The sequence below is a fragment of the Pantoea septica genome, from assembly GCF_002095575.1.
Lineage (GTDB): Bacteria > Pseudomonadota > Gammaproteobacteria > Enterobacterales > Enterobacteriaceae > Pantoea > Pantoea septica.
The window spans coordinates 15053-32963 of record NZ_MLJJ01000008.1 but is presented as its reverse complement, the minus strand read 5'-3'; the positions used below and the strand labels follow the sequence as shown (position 1 = coordinate 32963).

General features: G+C 61.6%; 18 protein-coding genes, 1 other RNA gene and 1 pseudogene. 10 read left to right on the top strand and 10 right to left on the bottom strand.

Annotation, left to right across the window (positions count from 1 at the left end; all coding sequences use genetic code 11):
* Positions 1–8 precede the first annotated feature (8 nt).
* The 6 genes and pseudogenes from HA46_RS06190 to HA46_RS06165 all read left to right on the top strand — a co-directional run bounded on the left by HA46_RS06190 (position 9) and on the right by HA46_RS06165 (position 6499).
* A complete protein-coding gene (locus HA46_RS06190; RefSeq protein WP_084882992.1) occupies positions 9–785 on the top strand; it encodes a DUF4311 domain-containing protein in 777 nt (258 codons plus the stop codon).
* Between the two features lie 10 nt (positions 786–795).
* On the top strand, positions 796–1437 hold the full coding sequence (locus HA46_RS06185) for a DUF4310 family protein (protein ID WP_033754941.1): 642 nt from the start codon (positions 796–798) through the stop codon (positions 1435–1437).
* A gap of 45 nt (positions 1438–1482) precedes the next feature.
* Positions 1483–2616 carry an amidohydrolase/deacetylase family metallohydrolase gene (locus HA46_RS06180; RefSeq protein ID WP_033792308.1) on the top strand — a complete coding sequence of 378 codons (1134 nt, stop codon included), beginning with the start codon at positions 1483–1485 and terminating at the stop codon, positions 2614–2616.
* Positions 2600–3721, top strand: coding sequence for a DgaE family pyridoxal phosphate-dependent ammonia lyase (locus HA46_RS06175; protein ID WP_033792307.1), 1122 nt, complete (start codon positions 2600–2602; stop codon positions 3719–3721). Before HA46_RS06180 ends, HA46_RS06175 begins: the two co-directional genes overlap by 17 nt.
* The gene (dagF, locus tag HA46_RS06170) at positions 3718–4458 is read left to right on the top strand and encodes a 2-dehydro-3-deoxy-phosphogluconate aldolase (RefSeq protein WP_033792306.1); all 741 of its coding nucleotides are present in this window, start codon (positions 3718–3720) and stop codon (positions 4456–4458) included. The genes HA46_RS06175 and dagF overlap by 4 nt, the downstream gene beginning before the upstream one ends.
* Positions 4459–4588: 130 nt before the next feature.
* Positions 4589–6499, top strand: a pseudogene (locus HA46_RS06165) (BglG family transcription antiterminator).
* 45 nt (positions 6500–6544) lie between these two features.
* Here the strand turns inward: HA46_RS06165 and HA46_RS06160 are convergent.
* Positions 6545–7444 (bottom strand): LysR family transcriptional regulator, encoded by a 900-nt coding sequence (locus HA46_RS06160; protein ID WP_033792304.1) that lies wholly within the window; start codon positions 7442–7444, stop codon positions 6545–6547.
* A gap of 130 nt (positions 7445–7574) precedes the next feature.
* Here HA46_RS06160 and HA46_RS06155 point away from each other — a divergent pair, with 130 nt between their 5' ends.
* On the top strand, positions 7575–8279 hold the full coding sequence (locus tag HA46_RS06155; protein WP_084882988.1) for a pirin family protein: 705 nt from the start codon (positions 7575–7577) through the stop codon (positions 8277–8279).
* Positions 8280–8462: 183 nt separating this feature from the next.
* On the opposite strand, the gene dolP is transcribed toward HA46_RS06155, so the two are convergent.
* The 4 genes from dolP to HA46_RS06135 are packed head-to-tail and all read right to left on the bottom strand — an operon-like array spanning position 8463 to position 12035.
* The gene (gene dolP / locus HA46_RS06150) at positions 8463–9035 is read right to left on the bottom strand and encodes a division/outer membrane stress-associated lipid-binding lipoprotein (protein ID WP_033792302.1); all 573 of its coding nucleotides are present in this window, start codon (positions 9033–9035) and stop codon (positions 8463–8465) included.
* Positions 9036–9049: 14 nt separating this feature from the next.
* On the bottom strand, positions 9050–9637 hold the full coding sequence (gene diaA, locus HA46_RS06145; RefSeq protein WP_033754962.1) for a DnaA initiator-associating protein DiaA: 588 nt from the start codon (positions 9635–9637) through the stop codon (positions 9050–9052).
* A gap of 14 nt (positions 9638–9651) precedes the next feature.
* A complete protein-coding gene (locus tag HA46_RS06140) occupies positions 9652–10047 on the bottom strand; it encodes a YraN family protein (RefSeq protein ID WP_033792301.1) in 396 nt (131 codons plus the stop codon).
* Positions 10005–12035 (bottom strand): penicillin-binding protein activator, encoded by a 2031-nt coding sequence (locus tag HA46_RS06135; protein ID WP_084882984.1) that lies wholly within the window; start codon positions 12033–12035, stop codon positions 10005–10007. Before HA46_RS06135 ends, HA46_RS06140 begins: the two co-directional genes overlap by 43 nt.
* 62 nt (positions 12036–12097) lie before the next feature.
* On the opposite strand from HA46_RS06135, the gene rsmI reads away from it, so the two are divergent.
* The 3 genes from rsmI (at position 12098) to HA46_RS06120 (ending at position 14949) form a co-directional block, all read left to right on the top strand.
* Entirely contained in the window at positions 12098–12961 is an 864-nt protein-coding gene (rsmI, locus tag HA46_RS06130; RefSeq protein WP_084882981.1) for a 16S rRNA (cytidine(1402)-2'-O)-methyltransferase, read from the top strand.
* 33 nt (positions 12962–12994) lie between these two features.
* Positions 12995–13372, top strand: an RNA gene (rnpB, locus tag HA46_RS06125) — RNase P RNA component class A.
* A gap of 173 nt (positions 13373–13545) precedes the next feature.
* Positions 13546–14949, top strand: a complete 1404-nt coding sequence (locus HA46_RS06120) for an aminotransferase-like domain-containing protein (protein ID WP_084882977.1) — start codon at positions 13546–13548, stop codon at positions 14947–14949.
* On the opposite strand, the gene HA46_RS06115 is transcribed toward HA46_RS06120, so the two are convergent.
* The 5 genes from HA46_RS06115 to HA46_RS06095 form a co-directional block, all read right to left on the bottom strand.
* On the bottom strand, positions 14946–15428 hold the full coding sequence (locus HA46_RS06115) for a YlaC family protein (RefSeq protein WP_033754976.1): 483 nt from the start codon (positions 15426–15428) through the stop codon (positions 14946–14948). The genes HA46_RS06120 and HA46_RS06115 overlap by 4 nt on opposite strands.
* 125 nt (positions 15429–15553) lie before the next feature.
* The gene (locus HA46_RS06110; protein WP_033754978.1) at positions 15554–16528 is read right to left on the bottom strand and encodes a glutathione S-transferase family protein; all 975 of its coding nucleotides are present in this window, start codon (positions 16526–16528) and stop codon (positions 15554–15556) included.
* 75 nt (positions 16529–16603) lie between these two features.
* Positions 16604–17017, bottom strand: coding sequence for a DoxX family protein (locus HA46_RS06105; RefSeq protein ID WP_033792297.1), 414 nt, complete (start codon positions 17015–17017; stop codon positions 16604–16606).
* A 208-nt stretch (positions 17018–17225) separates the two neighbouring features.
* A complete protein-coding gene (locus tag HA46_RS06100; RefSeq protein WP_033792296.1) occupies positions 17226–17516 on the bottom strand; it encodes a YqjK-like family protein in 291 nt (96 codons plus the stop codon).
* Positions 17513–17911, bottom strand: coding sequence for a phage holin family protein (locus tag HA46_RS06095; RefSeq protein ID WP_174580918.1), 399 nt, complete (start codon positions 17909–17911; stop codon positions 17513–17515). The genes HA46_RS06100 and HA46_RS06095 overlap by 4 nt, the downstream gene beginning before the upstream one ends.

The window sequence follows — 17911 nt, the reverse complement described above, 5'->3', positions numbered from 1 at the left end:
AAAAAAACATGTTTTTAATTATTTTGTTTAAGTCGTTGATCATTGGGGGACTGGTAGGTGTGGGCGTCGGCGCCGGTGCGGCGCGCATGTTCCATGCGCCGACGTCGCAGGGGATGGGCGCGTTCCGTACGCTGGGCGAGCTCAACTCCTGCGAAGGCGATCCCGCCTCGCACTTCTCCTTCGGTCTCGGCTTCTTCTTTAATGCCTGGGCATCATCCGTCGCGGCAGGCTCCTTCACTCAGGACGTCGACCACCGCATCATTCCTAACTGGGGCGCGGCCGCGCTGATGGTGAAAAACCGCAATCTGGCCGAAACCCTGCACGATCCGAAAAAGATGGCCATCGCCTGCGGCATTATCGGCATGATCGTCGTCGCCTTTCTCAACTCTACCGCCTCGGCGGTGCCGGCCGCGCTGCAGGTGACCGCGGTGAAAGTGCTGGTACCGGCGGCAAATCTGCTGGTCAATACCGTCATGCCGGTGATCTTCTGGCTGGCGGCCATCGACGCCGGGAAAAAATCGGGCTTCTGGGCGACGATTTTCGGCGGTCTGGCGCAGCTGATCATGGGCAACGCCGTACCTGGACTGGTGCTCGGCATCCTGATCGGCAAAGGCGTCGAGGAGAGCGGCTGGAACAAGGTGACCAAAGTGATGATGGTGGCGATCGTGCTGCTGTTCGTGCTGAGCGGCTTCTTCCGCGGCTTCGATATGAAACTGCTGCAGTCCTTCCAGTTAGGCATTCCCAGCTGGCTCGACGCGATCCACAACTCTCTGAGCGGCAAGTAAGGCTAACGACATGACTGAAAATAAAGGCTTCTGGTACGCCGACTGGTCTTTCCCGATCTTCGTCGGCCTGCTCTCGGCGGGCGTGTTCGCCGGTACGCACATGTATTACCTCTACGGCATCGGCGCGTTTAACGAAGTGGCGTTTGTTTCTATGCTGCGCGCCGGCATGGAAACCGGCGTCTACGGCGCGGTAGCGGCCTTCGGCGCGAGCTTTCTCTTCGCCCGCATCATCGAAGGCTCGCTGGTGGGCATCCTCGATATCGGCGGCGCCATTCAGACCGGCGTCGGCCTGGGCGTGCCGGCGCTGCTGCTGGGCGCAGGCATCGTCTTTCCGGTGGCTAACTTCGCCGCCTCGCTGGCGACCGGCCTGGTGATTGGCCTGGCGATCGGCTACATCATCATTCTGGCGCGCAAGTTCACCATCAACCAGAGCGACTCGACCTACGGCGCGGACGTGATGATGGGCGCGGGCAACGCCTCCGGCCGCTTTTTAGGGCCGCTGATCATTCTTTCCGCTATGGCGGCCTCGATCCCTATCGGCCTGGGCTCGCTGCTCGGCGCGCTGCTCTTCTACCTCTGGAACAAGCCGATCACCGGCGGCGCGATCCTCGGCGCCATGATCCTCGGCGCCATTTTCCCGGTCGCCATCTGAAGCTGGCGGCGGCTCGCCAGCGGGCCGCCGCGTTAAGGAGTTGCTATGTTCGATCTGATTCTTCGCCGCGCACGGCTGACGGATGAGCGGCTGGTGGATATCGCGCTGCAGGACGGCAAAATCGCCGCCATCGGCGACCGCCTGTCGGGCGAGGCGAAAAGCGAACGCAATCTGGCCGGACGCTGCTACGTCAGCGCAGGCTGGATCGATTCTCACGTCCACTGCTACCCTAAATCGCCCATCTATCACGACGAGGCGGACGCCATCGGCGTCGGCACGGGCGTCACGACGGTTATCGACGCAGGCAGCACCGGCGCCGATCATATCGATGATTTTTACGCCATTACCCGCGCCGCCGCCACCCAGGTCTACGCGCTGATCAATATCGCGCGCACCGGCATCGTGACGCAAAACGAGCTGGCGGATATGCGGCAAATCGACGGCGACGCGGTGCAGCAAGCCGTAGAACGGCTGCCCGGCTTTATCGTCGGCCTGAAGGCGCGCATGAGCAGCAGCGTAGTCGGCGAGAACGGCATTCAGCCGCTGATCAAAGCCAAAGCGATCCAGCAGCGGGTCGGCGGTCTGCCGCTGATGGTGCATATCGGCAACAACCCGCCGGATCTGGCGGAGATCGCCGAGCGTCTCACCGCAGGCGACATCATCACCCACTGCTTTAACGGCAAGCCCAACCGCGTGCTGACGCCGCAAGGTGAACTGAAGGCGTCGGTGCGCAATGCCATCGCGCGCGGCGTCAGGATGGACGTCGGCCACGGCAGCGCCAGCTTCAGCTTCGAGGTGGCACGCGTCGCCATCGCGCAGGGCATTCTGCCCGACACCATCAGCTCGGATATCTACTGCCGCAACCGCCTCAACGGCCCGGTGCATAGCCTGGCGCACGTCATGTCAAAGTTTTTCAGCGTCGGCATGACGCTGCAACAGGTCATCGACTGCGTCACCTGGAAGGCGGCGGACGGGCTGCGTCTGGCGCGCAAAGGGCGTCTTGAGGTGGGTTTTGACGCCGATCTCACGCTTTTCAGCGTTACCGAAGCGCCCCGCCTGTTTGTCGATTCCGAAGGCGAACAGCTCACCGGGGAGAAACATCTTACGCCGCTGGCCGCCGTGGTGGCGGGCGAGTGGTTCCTGACAGAAGAAGGGAAAGCCAATGTCTTCGATCTATGAAAAATATGGCCTGAAGCCGGTCATCAACGCCTCTGGCCGCATGACGATCCTCGGCGTCTCGACGCCGTCGCCGGAGGTGGTCGACACCGTGCAGATCGGCCTCAGCCACTATTTTGAAATGAAAGATCTGGTCAACAAGACCGGCGCTTATATCGCGCAACTGCTGAATGTGGAAAACGCGGTGGTGGTCTCCTGCGCCTCGGCGGGCATCGCGCAGTGCGTCGCGGCGACGATCGTCAAAGAGAACGACTGGCTGCTGGATAATCTGCACGCTGCGCCGCTTGAGGTGCCGCACGATATCGTGGTGCCGAAAGGTCATAACGTCAACTACGGCGCGCCGGTCGGCAGCATGGTGGCGCTGGGCGGCGGTCGTCTGGTCGAGGCGGGATACAGCAACGAGTGTTCGCCCGAGCAGCTGGCGGCGGCGATCACGCCGCAGACCGCCGCCATCCTCTACGTGAAATCCCACCACTGCGTGCAGAAAAGCCACCTGAACGTCGAGCAGGCGGCGGCGGTGGCGCGCAAACACGGCGTGCCGCTGATCGTCGACGCGGCCGCCGAAGAAGATTTGCAGTGCTACTACCAGTACGGCGCCGATCTGGTGATCTACAGCGGCGCGAAGGCGATTGAAGGGCCGACCAGCGGGCTGGTGATCGGCAGAGCGCAGCCCGTAGAGTGGGTGAAGCGCCAGAGCAACGGCATCGGTCGGGCGATGAAGGTGGGCAAAGAGGGCATTCTCGGCCTGACGCAGGCGATTGAAAATTATCTGCGGCTGGAAAAAACCAGCGGCGCGCAGATGGTGGAAAAAATGACGCCTTTTATCGACAACCTCAATCAGCTGCGCGGCGTGAGCGCCCGCGTTGTGTGGGACGCGGCGGGGCGCGATATCGCCCGCGCCGAGATTAAATTCGACGAGGCGGCCATCGGCCAGCGTACCGGCGACATCGTGCAGGCGCTCAAAAATGGCGAGATCGCCATCTATTTTCGCGGCTACAAAGCCAATGAGGGCATTATCGAGGCGGATGTGCGCAGCGTCAGCGCTGAACAGCTGCACACCATCTTTACCTCGATTCAAACGCTGTTGAACGGAGGAAAAACCGCATGAAGCTCACCCCGAATTTCTATCAGGATCGTCTCTGTCTTAACGTGCTGGCGGGCTCGAAAGCGAACGCGCGCGCCATCTGGGAGGCAGCGGAAGGGCATGTGCTGGTGGGCGTGCTGTCGAAAAACTACAGCAGCAACGAGGCGGCTATCGCCGATATGCGCGACTATGCCGCGCTGATCGACAACGCGCTTTCGGTCGGGCTCGGCGCGGGCGACCCGAATCAGTCAAAAATGGTGAGCGAGATTTCCGCCGTGCTGCAGCCGCAGCACGTCAACCAGGTCTTTACCGGCGTCGCCACCAGCCGCGCGCTGCTGGGCCAGTCGCAAACCGTGGTTAACGGCCTGATTTCGCCGACCGGCACGCCGGGCCTGGTGAAGATCTCCACCGGCCCGCTCAGCTCGCAGGGCAGCGACGCGCGGGTGCCGATTGACAGCGCCATCGCGCTGCTGAAGGATATGGGCGGCAGCTCGGTGAAATATTTCCCGATGGGCGGACTAAAGGCGGTCGACGAGTACCGCGCCGTCGCCCAGGCGTGCGCGGCGCATGACTTCTGGCTCGAGCCGACCGGCGGCATCGATCTCGATAACGTCGAAGCTATTCTGGCGATCGCGCTGGAGGCGGGCGTCAGTAAAATTATCCCGCACGTCTACAGCTCCATTATCGATCCCGCCAGCGGCGATACGCGCGTGGAAGACGTGCGTCAGCTGCTGGCTATTTGCAAAAAACTGCTGCCGTAGCGACAGTCACGCCGGCGCGCTTCACAGGGCGTCGGCGCTTGCCTGGAGGTCACGCGCCGTTCGCTTTAAGCTGCTATTTTTCGACATGATGCCGCTGAATGCATGCCAGCGCCGTAACAGGTAGACCGCCTTGAGATTTCCAAATCAACGCCTTGCGCAACTGTTTGATGCCCTGCAAAACGAAACGCTGCCTCAGGATGAGCTGGCGCGGCGCTTCGCCGTTTCAACGCGCACCGTGCGTGCCGACATTAGCGCGCTTAACGCGCTGCTGGAGGAGTACGGCGCGCAGTTCGTGCTCAGCCGCGGCGCGGGCTAACAGCTAAAAATCGGCGACGCGCAGCGCTTCCAGCGTCTGGAGCGCCAAAACCGCTCGCCGCTACGCGTGCCGCGTACCTCCGCCGAACGGGTGCGCTATATGCTGACGCGCTTTCTGACCGCCGCCTGGTCGCTCAAGCTGGAGGATCTGGCCGATGAGTGGTTCGTCAGCCGCGCCACGCTGCAAAACGACATGACCGAGGTGCGCGAGTGGCTGGCGCGCTATCACCTGCACATCGAAAGCAAACCCCACTACGGCATGAAGCTGTTCGGCAGCGAAGTCGCGATCCGCACCTGCTTGACCGATCTGCTGTGGCAGATCGACCGGGAGCAGGCCGACAGCCCGCTGATCGCTATCGAAGCGCTGCACAGCAATATTCTGGAGACGCTGCGTCCGCTGTTGCAGCAGTGCCTGACCCGCCATAACGTTCGCCTCAGCGACGAGGGCGAGCGCTATCTGCGCCTCTACTGCGCCGTCGCGGTGCGCCGCATCAGCGAAGGCTATCCGCTGAGCGATCCCGGCGCGGAGGATGTCGGACTGGACGTGCGCGAGGCGGCGCACGAGCTGATTAATTTGCTGCGGCCGCTGGTGGGCAAGCCGGTGTCGCCGGCGGAAGAGGGCTGGCTGCGCGTCAATATCGCGGCGCGCCAGATGCAGGAGGTGGCGCCGAGCGCCATCAATGCCGATGACGCCGACGCACTGGTGGACTATCTGCTGAGCTATATCAATACCCACTACAACTACAATCTGCAGGGCGATGAGCAGCTGCGCGCCGATCTGCTTACGCACATCAAAACCATGATCACCCGCGTGCGTTACCAGATCCATATTCCCAACCCGCTGCTGGGCAATATCAAACAGCACTATCCGATGGCCTATGACGTGACGCTGGCAGCGGTCTCCAGCTGGGGCAAATACACGCCTTACGTCATCAGCGAGAATGAGATCGGCTTTCTGGTGCTGCATATCGGCGTCGGGCTGGAGCGTCATTACGACGTCGGCTATCAGCGCCATCCGCAGGTGCTGCTGGTGTGCGACAGCGGTAACTCCACGCTGCGGATGATCGAGGCGATGCTGCTGCGCAAATATCCGCAGCTACAGGTCGCCGGTCGGCTGTCGCAGCGCGAATATGAGGCGCGAGCGCGCATCGATGAAGATTTCGTTATCTCTACTACGCGGCTGAGCGAGAAGGATAAGCCGGTGGTGGTAATGTCGCCGTTTCCTACCGGTTTCCAGCTGGAGCAGATCGGCAAGCTGGTGCTGGTGGACCGCACTCGGCCCTATATGCTGGAGAAGTTTTTCGACGCGCAGCACTTCCTGATCGTCGATAAGCCGATGACCCAGTCGCAGCTGTTCCGCGAGCTGTGCGATCGGCTGGAAGCGGAAGGATTTGTCGATGCGAGCTTTTATCCCTCGGTAGAGGAGCGGGAGGCGATCGTCAGCACCATGCTGGGCGAAGGTATCGCGCTGCCGCACTCGCTTGGCCTGCTGGCGAAAAAAACGGTGGTTTACACCGTGCTGGCGCCGCAGGGCATCGCATGGGGCGACGATACCGCCTCGGTCATCTTTCTGCTGGCGATCAGTAAAAGCGAGTATGAAGAGGCGATGGCGATCTACGATCTCTTCGTGACCTTTCTGCGCGAAAGGGCGATGCCCCGGCTGCGCGACAGCAAAGATTTCGCCGCATTCAAGGCGGTGGCGATTGAGTGTCTGGGACGGCTGTAATAGCAGGCTCCAGCCCGCGTGGCAGGCTGGAGCCGAAGGCGGCGTTTAGCTTTTCTTCGCCAGCAGACGCGGGATCTCGCGCAGGCACCAGGCTTTGGCTTCGCCCATGCTGTCGCGGCGCCACGCCATAATGATATCCACTTCGCGGGTATATTCCGGGCTGACGACGCGCAGCCGACCTTCCGCAATATCTTTCTCCACCAGCGAATAGGGCATGGTGGCGACGCCGAGCCCCGCCAGCAGCGCGCGGCGCTTGTCGTCCATGCTGCTGACCGTCAGACGCTGCTGTTTGTCCAGCAGCTGTACCGTCAGCACCGGGCGCTCGCGCGCCGTATCGGCCACCGCGATGCCGCGATACTTCACGCGCGTCACCTCAGACTGAGGTTCCGGCTCGTTGTGGATAGGGTGGTCGGCGCTGGCCACATAGACGCTCATCATGGTGTAGAGCTTACGCGTATTGATTTCGGTCGAGGCGCGGAAGTGCATATCTGGCGCAATGACGATATCGGCGCGCCCCTGCTCCAGCCGCTCCCACGCGCCCGCCAGCACTTCGGTGATCAGCGAAATCTGGGTATTGGCCTTTTCCGACAGCTTCTCCACCAGCGGGAAGAGGGCCTCGGTCGGCACCAGCGCTTCGGTGACGATGGTCAGGTGGGTTTCCCAGCCGCGCGCCAGCGCTTCGGCGTCGGTGGTGAGCTTGTCCGCTGCCTCCAGCAGCACGCGTCCGCGCTCCAGCAGCATGCGCCCGACGTTGGTGAATTTCGTCCGGTGGCCGGAGCGGTCGAACAGCACCACGTCCAGCTCCTCTTCCAGCTTTTGCATGGTGTAGCTGAGCGCCGACGGGACGCGCCCCAGCTCGTCCGCCGCCGCCGCGAAACTGCCGCGGCGATCGATCGCATCCATAACGCGCAACGCTTCAAGGGTTAAGGCACGCTCTTTAGCCATCCGAACTCTCTTTCAGGAAATTTGAATATGCACGGCAGATTAACTGGCTAACAATACGGCGTCCAGCCTTTTACCATAATGGGTATCAAGTCTGCGGTCGTTCTCTGCCGCAGCGAGCTGGAGGTAAATCATGATAACGACGCGTAGTGCGTCCGCGTGCGGTCAGGCCGATTTCGGCTGGTTGCAGGCACGCTACAGTTTCTCTTTTGGTCACTATTTCGATCCCAAATTAATGGGCTACGCCTCGCTACGCGTGCTGAATCAGGAAGTGCTGGCGCCAGGGGCCGCCTTTCAGCCGCGCACCTATCCGCAGGTGGACGTGCTGAATATCGTGCTGCAGGGCGAGGCGGAGTACCGCGACAGCGAAGGCAATCATATCGTCGCGCGCGAGGGCGAAGCGCTGCTGCTCGCCACGCAGCCGGGCGTCAGCTACAGCGAAATCAACCTGCGCAAGGATCAGCCGCTGACGCGGATGCAGCTCTGGCTCGCCGCCTGTCCCGAGCGGGAAAACCCGACGCTGCAAAAGATCGCGCTGCCGGAGCGCGGCAATCTGCAGCTGATCGCCTCGCCGGACGGCGCGGGCAATAGCCTGCAGCTGCGTCAGCAGGTGTGGGTGCATCAGCTGCGGCTGGCGCCGGGCGAAGAGCAGTCGCTGACGCTGCGCGGGCCGCGCGCCTATCTGCAGTCGATTCACGGCTCGCTGGAGGCGGTCACGCGCGAGGATCGTCAGGAGAAGCTGGGCTGCGGCGACGGGGCGTTTTTGCAGGAGGAGCAGCAGATCAGGCTGCGGGCGAAAACCGCGACCTGGGCGCTGGTGATCGATATACCGGTATAAAAAAGGGCGGCTAAGGCCGCCCTTTTCGTCTATTGCCGCTGTGCCTGCGCGGATGACATGGTCCGATCGCAAAGTCGCTCAGTGCATCCATGCTCGCTCGGCCCGCGTCTTCCCTGGCGCGGGACGCTTTGCTCTTCGGCCCATATCATCCGCTTGTGGACAGATGTGCGGCCTGATGCACGCTTACTTCAGCATCGTAAACGCGGTGGTGACGTGCTTCACGCCGCTCACCCGGCTGGCGATATCCGCCGCCGCCTTCGCTTCTTCCGCCGTCACCAGACCTAACAGGAACACTTCGCCGTTCTCGGTGGTCACTTTCACGTTCGAGGATTTCACCTGATCGCTGCCCAGCAGCTGCGAGCGGATTTTGGTGGTGATCCAGGTATCGGAGGACGAGGTGCCGAGGCTGACCTTCTGGCCGATACGAATCTCGTTATAGACCTCTGTCGCGCCGTCGACGCCCATAGCGATCTGTTTCGCGCGGCTGGCGATATCCTGCGACGGCGCCTGGCCGGTCAGCAGCACTTTGCCCTGATAGGCGGTAGCGATAATGCGCGCGTCGGTTTTAATCTGCTGATCTTTCGCCAGCGCATTGCTGACGCGCAGCTCCAGCGTGCCGTCGTCAACCTGGGTGCCGACGGTGCGCGGATCGGTGGCGGTTTTGGTGGCGACGGCCGCGCCGCCGGCGACGACGGCGACGCAGCCCTGCAACAGCATGGCGGTTAACAGGATAGCGACAGCATTCAATGCTTTCATGTTTGCTCCTTCAGTCATTCCTGGTGTGGAAACAGGGTGTTATCAATCAGGTCGCACAGACAGTTCAGCGTCAGCATATGCATCTCATGGATGCGGGCGCTGCGGTGCGACGGAATGCGAATTTCCACGTCGTGCGGGCCGAGCAGGCCCGCCAGCTCGCCGCCGTCATAGCCGGTGAGCGCAACGATGGTCATATCACGGGTAACCGCGGCTTCCACCGCTTTAACGATGTCTCGCGTGTTGCCGCGGGTAGAGATCGCCAGCAGGACGTCGCCGGCCTGACCCAGCGCACGCACCTGCTTGGCGTAGATTTCATCGTGCTGACGATCGTTGCCGATTGCCGTCAGCATCACGTTGTCCGCGCTGAGCGCCAGCGCTGGCAGGCTGGGACGCTCGGTCTCGAAACGGTTGATCATGCTGGCGGCGAAATGCTGCGCGTTGGCGGCTGATGCGCCGTTGCCGCAGCTGAGGATTTTATTGCCGTTAAGCAGGGACTGCACCAGCGTCATCGCCGCGCGGGAAATGGCGTCCGGCAGCGCTTCTGCGGCGGCAATCTGGGTTTGAATACTTTCAGTAAAACACGCTTTAATTCTGTCCTGCACACGACCACCTGGTTCTATACGTCTGCATTAAAGGCATTGGGCAGCCACTCCAGCGCCGTACCGGTAATGGCGATGATGTCGAAACGGCAATCCACCGTCTCAAAACTGCCGCCGCGCTGGGCGAGCCAGAGGGCGGCGGCGCGCAACAGCTTCTGCCGCTTGAGGCGAGTGACGCTGGCCAGCGCCCCGCCGTAGCGCGCATCGCGCCGGTAGCGCACTTCCACGAAGACCCAGCATGCGCCGTCGCGCATGATGAGATCCAGCTCGCCGCCGCGATAAGTGACATTGCTGGCGACCCAGCGCAGTCCGGCACGCTCTAAATAGCGCCGGGCGCGCTGTTCCTGTTCGGCGCCGAAGCGCCGAGCGTTCAGGAGGCGGGAACGATCTCGCCCTGACGATACTGGCTCCATGACAACGTCCTGTTGATCACGCAATCCTGATTCGCGCTCAGCTTGCCGGTATTGCCGTCGATGGTGAAGCCCGGCGACTGGCGCACCTGGTTAAAACTGTTTGCCAGCGTCCAGGCGTCGATACCCATCGCATAGAGGCGAACCAGCGAGTAGTCGTTATTGAACGACTGCGCCGCGCGCTGCATCAGCGCGGGATTACGGCCCGAGAGCAGCGGAATATCGCTGAACTGCAGGCCTTCCATCTCCAGACGGAAGTCGGGACCTGCGCCCGCCTGGTAACTGCGCGAGCTGGCATAGAGCGAGGCCGCGCTGCGGCTGCCGGTACGCATGGCGATCATCGGCTTAATCAGCTGCAGCTCATCCTGCGTCGACACGATATAGACCGAATCGACGTTGCCGCTGCTTGCCGCCGCTGGCTCGCTCTGCTGCTGCGGCGACGGAATCGTCAGCCCGGCGATGGAGACGCCCTGAGGTTCGGCGGCGGCTGGCTGGACGTTGACCGGCGTACCGCTCAGCGTAATGCCCGCGCCGCTGTTGATGCCCTGTTTCAGCTCAGCGGTCGAGCCGAAGCGCTGCTGCAGCGGCGCCGTGCCGCCCAGCTTCAGCCACTCCTGTGCAAACGCGTTGACCACGCGATCGCCGAAGCTGCTGCGCGGCACCAGCAGGAGCGGCTGGCGCTTGCCCTGGTTCCACATATGGTGCGCGGCATCGCGCGCTTCGTCTTCAGGAGAAAGCGCAAAATAGCAAATATTCGGATGGTTCTGGATCTGCTCCGGCGCGTTGAGCGCCAGCACGTTGAGCGGCGTCTGGCTATTAGCGACCGTTTCGACGTTGTTTTTCAGCAGCGGGCCGACCACCAGAGTCGCGCCATCTTGCTGCGCCTGCTGCATCACCTGCTGAATCGGCTGGCTGCTGGTGTCGTACACCTTGATCTGCGCGCTGCTGGAGGGCGCGCTGGCTTCAGGCTGAGCCTGAGCTGCGGTGGGCTGCGGGGTCGCGGCTGGCGTAATAGCGGCGGCGGCCGGGCTGACAACGGCGTTGGCTTCGCCAGTTGGCGCAGGCTGTGCGCTTTCCGCGGCGGCCGGCTGGGTCGCTGGCTGCGCTGTCGGCTGCGGCGCAGCGTTCAGAGCGCCGTTTTTCGCATCATTGAAGCCTTTTTGAATAGCGCTGGCGAAGACCTGCGCCTGACCGTTCAGCGGCAGCAGCAGCGCGATGGTGCTGGTAGAGGCTTTGGTGAAGTTCTGCGCCTGGCTCAGCGGCGTCGGCAGCGTTTTAGCCGCCGGGTTTTGCGGATAGCGCGTCTGCCAGTCTTTCAGTGCGGATTTCAGCATCTCGCCGTCCTGCGCGTTGGCGCGCCAGACGTTAAGCAGATCCAGCCAGCCCTGCAGGGTGTTTTCATCAGCGTTGATCACCAGGCTGCTCGCCTCCTGCGGCGTCATCTGCGTCAGCGCCTGCCAGGTTGCGTCGATGTTTTTCTGACGATCGTCGCCGCTCAGCAGCGGCTCCTGCGCAATATAGGCGCGCAGCAGCGCCAGAGAGGGTTTGCCCTGCGCGGCGGCGATCTGCAGGCCGTAATAGCGTGCCTGCTGCTCTTTCGACAGATCGTCGACCTTGACCTGATTCAGCAGCTGCGTCGCGCCCGGCACGTTCTGCTGGCTGAACAGGAACTGCGATTTAAGCAGCAGCAACTCCTGCTGCTGGGTGTCGCTGAGCTGGCTCGGCAGCAGATTGATCTGCTGGCCGGCTTGAGGATACTTTCCTTCTTTCATCAGGGCACGGATGGCAAGTAATTGCCAGTCTGTCCTGCTATCATCGCTGCTTTGCTGCACTTGCTGCAGATAGTAATCAGACCCGCCGGTAATGGGCCCCTGAATATTTACGTTTGAGGTTTGCGGCCCCTGACCGCTACAGGCGGCTAAAATCAGCCCAGCAAGAAGGACAGGCACAAAGCGTCCTGCTTTATGACGAACGACTTTTGAAGGAAGCATACTGTATCCAGTGATGTTTTTTTCAAGATGCTCAATATTAAATCGGCAATTCGGATGAAACAATGAAACAACTCGATCGGGCAGAGATTTCTGCCAGCACGCTCTACATCGTTCCAACCCCGATTGGTAATTTGGGTGATATCACCCAGCGGGCGCTGACGGTGCTTTCGGGCGTCGATCTGGTCGCAGCGGAAGATACACGTCATACCGGACTGTTGCTACAACATTTCGCCATCGCTGCGCGGCTCTTCGCACTTCACGACCACAATGAACAGCAGAAGGCCGAACTGCTGCTGGCGAAGCTGCAGCAAGGGCAGAGCATCGCGCTGGTCTCCGATGCCGGGACCCCGCTGATCAACGATCCGGGCTACCATCTGGTGCGCCGCTGCCGCGAGGCGGGCATCCGCGTTGTGCCGCTGCCCGGCGCCTGCGCCGCCGTCACAGCATTAAGCGCCGCCGGGTTACCGTCCGATCGTTTCTGTTACGAAGGGTTTCTGCCCGCCAAAACCAAGGCGCGCTGCGACGCGCTGCGCGCGCTGGCGCAGGAGCCGCGCACCCTTATTTTCTACGAGTCCACCCACCGTCTGCTCGACAGCCTGGAAGATATGGTGAAGGAGCTGGGCGCCGGGCGTTACGTCGTGCTGGCGCGCGAGCTGAGCAAAACCTGGGAATCGATTCACGGCGCGCCGGTGGGCGAACTGCTCGCCTGGATCAAAGAAGACGAGAATCGCCGCAAAGGCGAGATGGTACTGGTCGTCGAAGGGCATAAGGCGGATGAAGAGGCGCTGCCCGCCGATGCGTTGCGCACGCTGGCGCTGCTGCAGAAAGAGCTGCCGCTGAAAAAGGCCGCGGCGCTGACGGCGGAAATCCACGGCGTGAAGAAAAATGCGCTCTATCGCTTTGCGCTCGATCAGCAAGAGGCGTGACAAATGCGGCCGAATGACCTAATATCTCGCGCCGAAGCTGACCAGACAGTCGCCGCTTTGTCGTCGTCCCTCTCGTAGGGAGACGGGCAGAGGGGAGGAAAGTCCGGGCTCCATAGGGCAGGGTGCCAGGTAACGCCTGGGGGGCGCAAGCCTACGACCAGTGCAACAGAGAGCAAACCGCCGATGGCCCATTTATGGGATCAGGTAAGGGTGAAAGGGTGCGGTAAGAGCGCACCGCGCGTCTGGCAACAGTTCGCGGCACGGTAAACTCCACCCGGAGCAAGGCCAAATAGGGGTTCGCATGGTACGGCCCGTACTGAACCCGGGTAGGCTGCTTGAGCCAGCGAGCGATTGCTGGCCTAGATGAATGACTGTCCACGACAGAACCCGGCTTATCGGTCAGTTTCGACTTTTCAGGTGAAAACCCCGCGCAAGCGGGGTTTTTGCTTTCTGCTATTTGTTGCGCGCCGGGCGCGGTGTCCTTTATCTCGCTCTCGCCGCATTTCACGCTTCCTCGCGGTCTGACGACGCCACTGCTGTTCCCGCCATGCTAAACTGCGCCCCGGCAACAAAAGGAGCAGCCCGTGGCGAAATATCAGCAACTGACGGATGAGATTCAGCAGCAGATCGAGGCGGGCATCTGGCCGCCGGGCACAAAGCTGCCGTCGCTGCGTCAGCAGGTGGCGCAGCACGGGCTGAGCCTGATGACGGTAATGCACGCCTACGAGGTGCTGGAGAGCCAGGGCTGGATCGTGTCGCGACCGCAGTCTGGCTATTACGTCGCGCCGCGCGCGCTGCAAACCGCGCCGGCGCAGGTGGCGCTCAGCGAGCAGGTCGATATCAACAACTTCGTCTTCGACGTGCTGCAGGCGATCCGCGATCCGGCTATTGTGCCGTTTGGCTCCGCTTTTCCCGATCCCGAACTCTTCCCGCAGCGTCAGCTGATGCGCTCGCTGACCAATGTCTCCCATCAGCTGACGCCGCTCGACGCCCTCAATAATCTGCCGCCAGGCAATGCCGCGCTGCGACAGATGCTGGCGCAGCGCTACGCGCGGCAGGGCATCACGCTGTCGCCGGATGAAATCGTCATTACCAACGGCGCGCTGGAAGCGCTCAATCTCAGCCTGCAGGCGCTGACCGAACCCGGCGACTACGTGGTGGTTGAGCAGCCGACCTTCTATGGCGCGCTGCAGGCGATCGAGCGGCTCAAGCTCAAAGCGCTCGCGGTGCCGAGTGACGCGCAGCACGGCATCGATATGCAGCAGCTGGAAGAGACGCTGCAGCGCTGGCCGGTAAAAGCGTGCTGGCTGATGACCACGCTGCAAAATCCGCTCGGCGTCACGCTCTCGCCCACGCGCAAGGCGCAGCTGGTGGCGCTGCTGGCGCGCTATCAGGTGCCGCTGATCGAGGATGACGTTTACGCCGAACTCTGGTCGGGCGCTGAGGCGCCGCATCCGGCGAAATACTGGGATTGCGGCGGCAGCGTGCTGCACTGCGGCTCTTTTTCCAAATGCCTGGTGGCGGGGTTTCGCGTCGGCTGGATCGCGGCGGGGCAGCATGCGCAGCGCATCCAGCGGCTGCAGCTGATGAGCACGCTCTCCACCAGCGCGCCGATGCAGCTGGCGCTGGCGGACTTCCTCGCCACACGCCGCTACGATACTCATTTGAAAAAACTGCGGCAGACGCTGGCGCGGCGCAAAGAGTGGGTGCGCCAGGCGCTCTGCCGGGCGCTGCCGGCAGACGCCAGCGTCAGCGATTCGCCGGGCGGCTTCTTTTTGTGGGTGACGCTGCCGCGCGGCTATGACACCACGCAGCTCTATCAGCAGGCGTTGCAGCAGGGGATCAGCATCGCGCCGGGGCGGCTGTTTTCAGCGGGCGAAGAGTTTACCCACTGTTTTCGCATCAACGCCGCCTGGCCGTGGGATACACGCGCCGAGGCGGCGGTCGAGACGCTGGGCAGGTTGATTGCCGACCAGCGGAGCGGTTAAACCTGCGCCGCCTGCTGGTGTCCCCAGGTCAGATAGTAGACGTCATAGAAATCCACTTCGCCTTTCTGCCGCAGCAGGCGATGAATGCCGCTTTTCACCTCTTCCGGCGCGTCCGGCAGATTCAGGATCTTTTTCACGCCGCCTTCAGAGACCGGCTGCACGTAATACCACTCGCCGTTATAGCAGACGCGCAGATCCAGCGCGTCGATATCCTCGAAGCGATATTTCGGGTTGATATCCAGCAGCATCAGAAAGCTCATCACCAGCACGAACAGTGTGGCGAACCAGAAGGCGGGCCAGCCCAGCATCTCGGTGGAGAAGATCAGCGCTACGCACAAACCGTAGCAGAGATACATCAGCGCCCAGAGGCCTGGATGGGTTTTCAGAAAAGAGAAGCTAAAACGCGGCCGGTTGTCGCGGCGCTCTTCGCGATTGAGCGTCGCGATTTCGTCGATTAAGATTTGTTTAATGGCGTCCATTGTTCACCTCACCGTCACTTTTCTGCTCAGTAGAACAGATAACAGTTGGCCAGGGCAGACACAGAAACGCGCAGAATTTTTATAACAGTTGAGGCGCGCCGTCCCGGTAAGAACGGCGCGCGCGTTTAGCCGCGTCCGTGCGGCTCATCCCAGTCAAACGCCGGTCCCAGCGAAATCACGCCGTTCGGGTTGATGGTTTTATGGCTCACGTAATAGTGATGACGGATATGCGGCAGATTCACCGTCTCGGCGATGCCCGGCATCTGGTAAATATCGCGCAGGAAACCGCTCAGATTGAGATAGTCGCCGATGCGGTGGCGATCGCACTTAAAATGCGTAACGTAGACCGGATCGAAACGCACCAGCGTGGTCCAGAGGCGCAGATCCGCCTCGGTGAGCTGGTCGCCGGTCAGATAGCGGTGCTGCCCCAGAATCTGCTCCAGGCGCGACAGCGAATGGAACAGCGCGGTCACCGACTCGTCATAGGCCGCCTGCGAGGTCGCGAAGCCCGACTTATAGACGCCGTTGTTGACGGTGTCGTAAATCCAGCCGTTCAGCTCGTCGATCTTCTCGCGCAGGGCGGGCGGATAGTAGTCCCCGGCGCGCGCGCCGACGGCGTCGAAGGCGCTGTTGAACATGCGGATGATATCCGCCGATTCGTTGCTGACGATGGTGCCCTGCTGCTTGTCCCACAGCACCGGCACGGTTACGCGCCCGGTATAGTGCGGATCGGCATGCAGATAGAGCTGATAGAGAAATTCGTTCTGATAAAGCTTGTCGCCGGTGGCGTCGGGAAAATCGTCGTCGAACGTCCAGCCGTTCTCCAGCATCAGCGGATGCACCACGGAAACGTCAATCATCGACTCCAGCCCTTTAAGCTGACGCATCAGCAGCGTGCGGTGCGCCCAGGGGCAGGCGAGAGAAACATACAGATGATAGCGATCGCGCTCGGCCTTAAAGCCCGCGTCGCCCGTCGGACCGGCGCTGCCGTCCGCCGTCACCCAGTTGCGCCAGACCGCTTCAGTGCGCTTAAAGCGTCCGCCGGTTGATTTGGTGTCGTACCAGGTGTCGTGCCAGACACCGTCAATCAGTTGGCCCATATCGCCTCCAATGCAAACAGGGCGAGGAGTATCCTCGCCCTGCTAAGTATATGTGGCATTACGCCAGATGTGTGCTTAACGCAGCGCCGCAGCGGGCGCGGATTTCTTACGCAGCAGGCGGTCGATGCTGTACGCGCCCGGACCGACCAGGCCCAGCACCAGGAAACCGCCCGCGATAGAGAGGTTCTTCATAAACATCAGCTGGTTGACGCCTTCCGCGAAGTTGCTGTGAAACAGGAACGCCGTCAGGATGGTGAAGCCAGCGGTAAACAGCGCGGTGAAGCGGGTCAGGAAGCCGAACAGAATCGCCAGGCCGCCGCCGAACTCCAGCAGGATCACCAGCGGCAGCATAAAGCCCGGCACGCCCATCGCTTCCATATACTGCTGCGTTCCCGCATAGCCGGTGATTTTGCCCCAGCCGGCCGTAATGAACAGGATTGGCATTAAAATACGCGCCAGCAGCAGACCAGTATCTTCGAATTTTTTCATCATTAACTCCAGGCTAGATTGTCGGCAGGGCAGTCGCGCCTGCGTTAGATAATTCCCAGCGAAAAGCGGCATTGCCGTTTGCTGAGCTGATAGCTGGAGATAATAGTCGCGGAGGGGAAAGGTTGTAAGCGAGATATTCTGTAGGTGTTGTTCAGGAAATCTGATGAAGCGAAGCCGGTGATTTCGCACCGGCTGAATGCAGAGGGGATTAGCGCTGCGGCAGAGCCGATTTCAGCATGCGCCAGGTGCTCCAGACGCCGAATCCGCGCTTGAGCAGGCGCATAAATTTGTTCGGGCTGCGCACCGACCAGATGGCTAATGCGCTGCTGCCGATGGCCAGGTAGCGTCGCATGCTGAGGAACGTCAGCCAGCCGCGGTCATACTGCGCCGTACTTAGCAGAAAGTCGCGGCGGCTTGCGCTCAGGTCAAGCCGCTGCTGCTGTATTTCCCCGATTAATTCATGAATGCGCGCTTCACGTTCCAGTTTGCTGCGGCTCATGCGCGGTCATCCTCCAGCAGCTTGCGATCGGTCTCCAGCTCTTTACGGGTATGGTGTAGCAGCGTGGACTGACGCGATTTGCGCAGGCTCCACAGGCCGAAGATAATCGCCAGAAGAAAGAGTACGCCGGTGGTGATGCCGATCGCCATCAGGCGATACTGCGCATCGACGGCCCAGATAATCAACACCATCAGGCTCATCAGCCCGAATGCGGTAAACAGCATGGTGAGGCCAACCATCAGCAGCAGCTGAATCAGGTTGGCCTTTTCCGCTTCCAGCTCGACCACCGCCAGCCGTACGCGGGTCTCGACCATGCTGACCAGCGTAGTGACGATGCGCTGGCCAATGTTGATGACCCCTTTGCCGGGGCCGTGGCTCTGCTGTGAATCCGCCAT

Coding starts and splice junctions, on each gene's coding strand:
- rsmI (WP_084882981.1), top strand. CDS start 12,098: ATGAAACAACTCGATCGGGCAGAGATTTCTGCCAGCACGCTCTACATC.
- HA46_RS06135 (WP_084882984.1), bottom strand. CDS start 12,035: ATGCTTCCTTCAAAAGTCGTTCGTCATAAAGCAGGACGCTTTGTGCCT.
- HA46_RS06110 (WP_033754978.1), bottom strand. CDS start 16,528: ATGGGCCAACTGATTGACGGTGTCTGGCACGACACCTGGTACGACACC.
- HA46_RS06140 (WP_033792301.1), bottom strand. CDS start 10,047: ATGGAGCCAGTATCGTCAGGGCGAGATCGTTCCCGCCTCCTGAACGCT.
- HA46_RS06115 (WP_033754976.1), bottom strand. CDS start 15,428: ATGGACGCCATTAAACAAATCTTAATCGACGAAATCGCGACGCTCAAT.
- HA46_RS06095 (WP_174580918.1), bottom strand. CDS start 17,911: ATGGCGGATTCACAGCAGAGCCACGGCCCCGGCAAAGGGGTCATCAAC.
- dolP (WP_033792302.1), bottom strand. CDS start 9,035: ATGAAAGCATTGAATGCTGTCGCTATCCTGTTAACCGCCATGCTGTTG.
- HA46_RS06185 (WP_033754941.1), top strand. CDS start 796: ATGACTGAAAATAAAGGCTTCTGGTACGCCGACTGGTCTTTCCCGATC.
- HA46_RS06100 (WP_033792296.1), bottom strand. CDS start 17,516: ATGAGCCGCAGCAAACTGGAACGTGAAGCGCGCATTCATGAATTAATC.
- HA46_RS06160 (WP_033792304.1), bottom strand. CDS start 7,444: ATGGCTAAAGAGCGTGCCTTAACCCTTGAAGCGTTGCGCGTTATGGAT.
- HA46_RS06155 (WP_084882988.1), top strand. CDS start 7,575: ATGATAACGACGCGTAGTGCGTCCGCGTGCGGTCAGGCCGATTTCGGC.
- HA46_RS06105 (WP_033792297.1), bottom strand. CDS start 17,017: ATGAAAAAATTCGAAGATACTGGTCTGCTGCTGGCGCGTATTTTAATG.
- HA46_RS06190 (WP_084882992.1), top strand. CDS start 9: ATGTTTTTAATTATTTTGTTTAAGTCGTTGATCATTGGGGGACTGGTA.
- dagF (WP_033792306.1), top strand. CDS start 3,718: ATGAAGCTCACCCCGAATTTCTATCAGGATCGTCTCTGTCTTAACGTG.
- HA46_RS06175 (WP_033792307.1), top strand. CDS start 2,600: ATGTCTTCGATCTATGAAAAATATGGCCTGAAGCCGGTCATCAACGCC.
- HA46_RS06180 (WP_033792308.1), top strand. CDS start 1,483: ATGTTCGATCTGATTCTTCGCCGCGCACGGCTGACGGATGAGCGGCTG.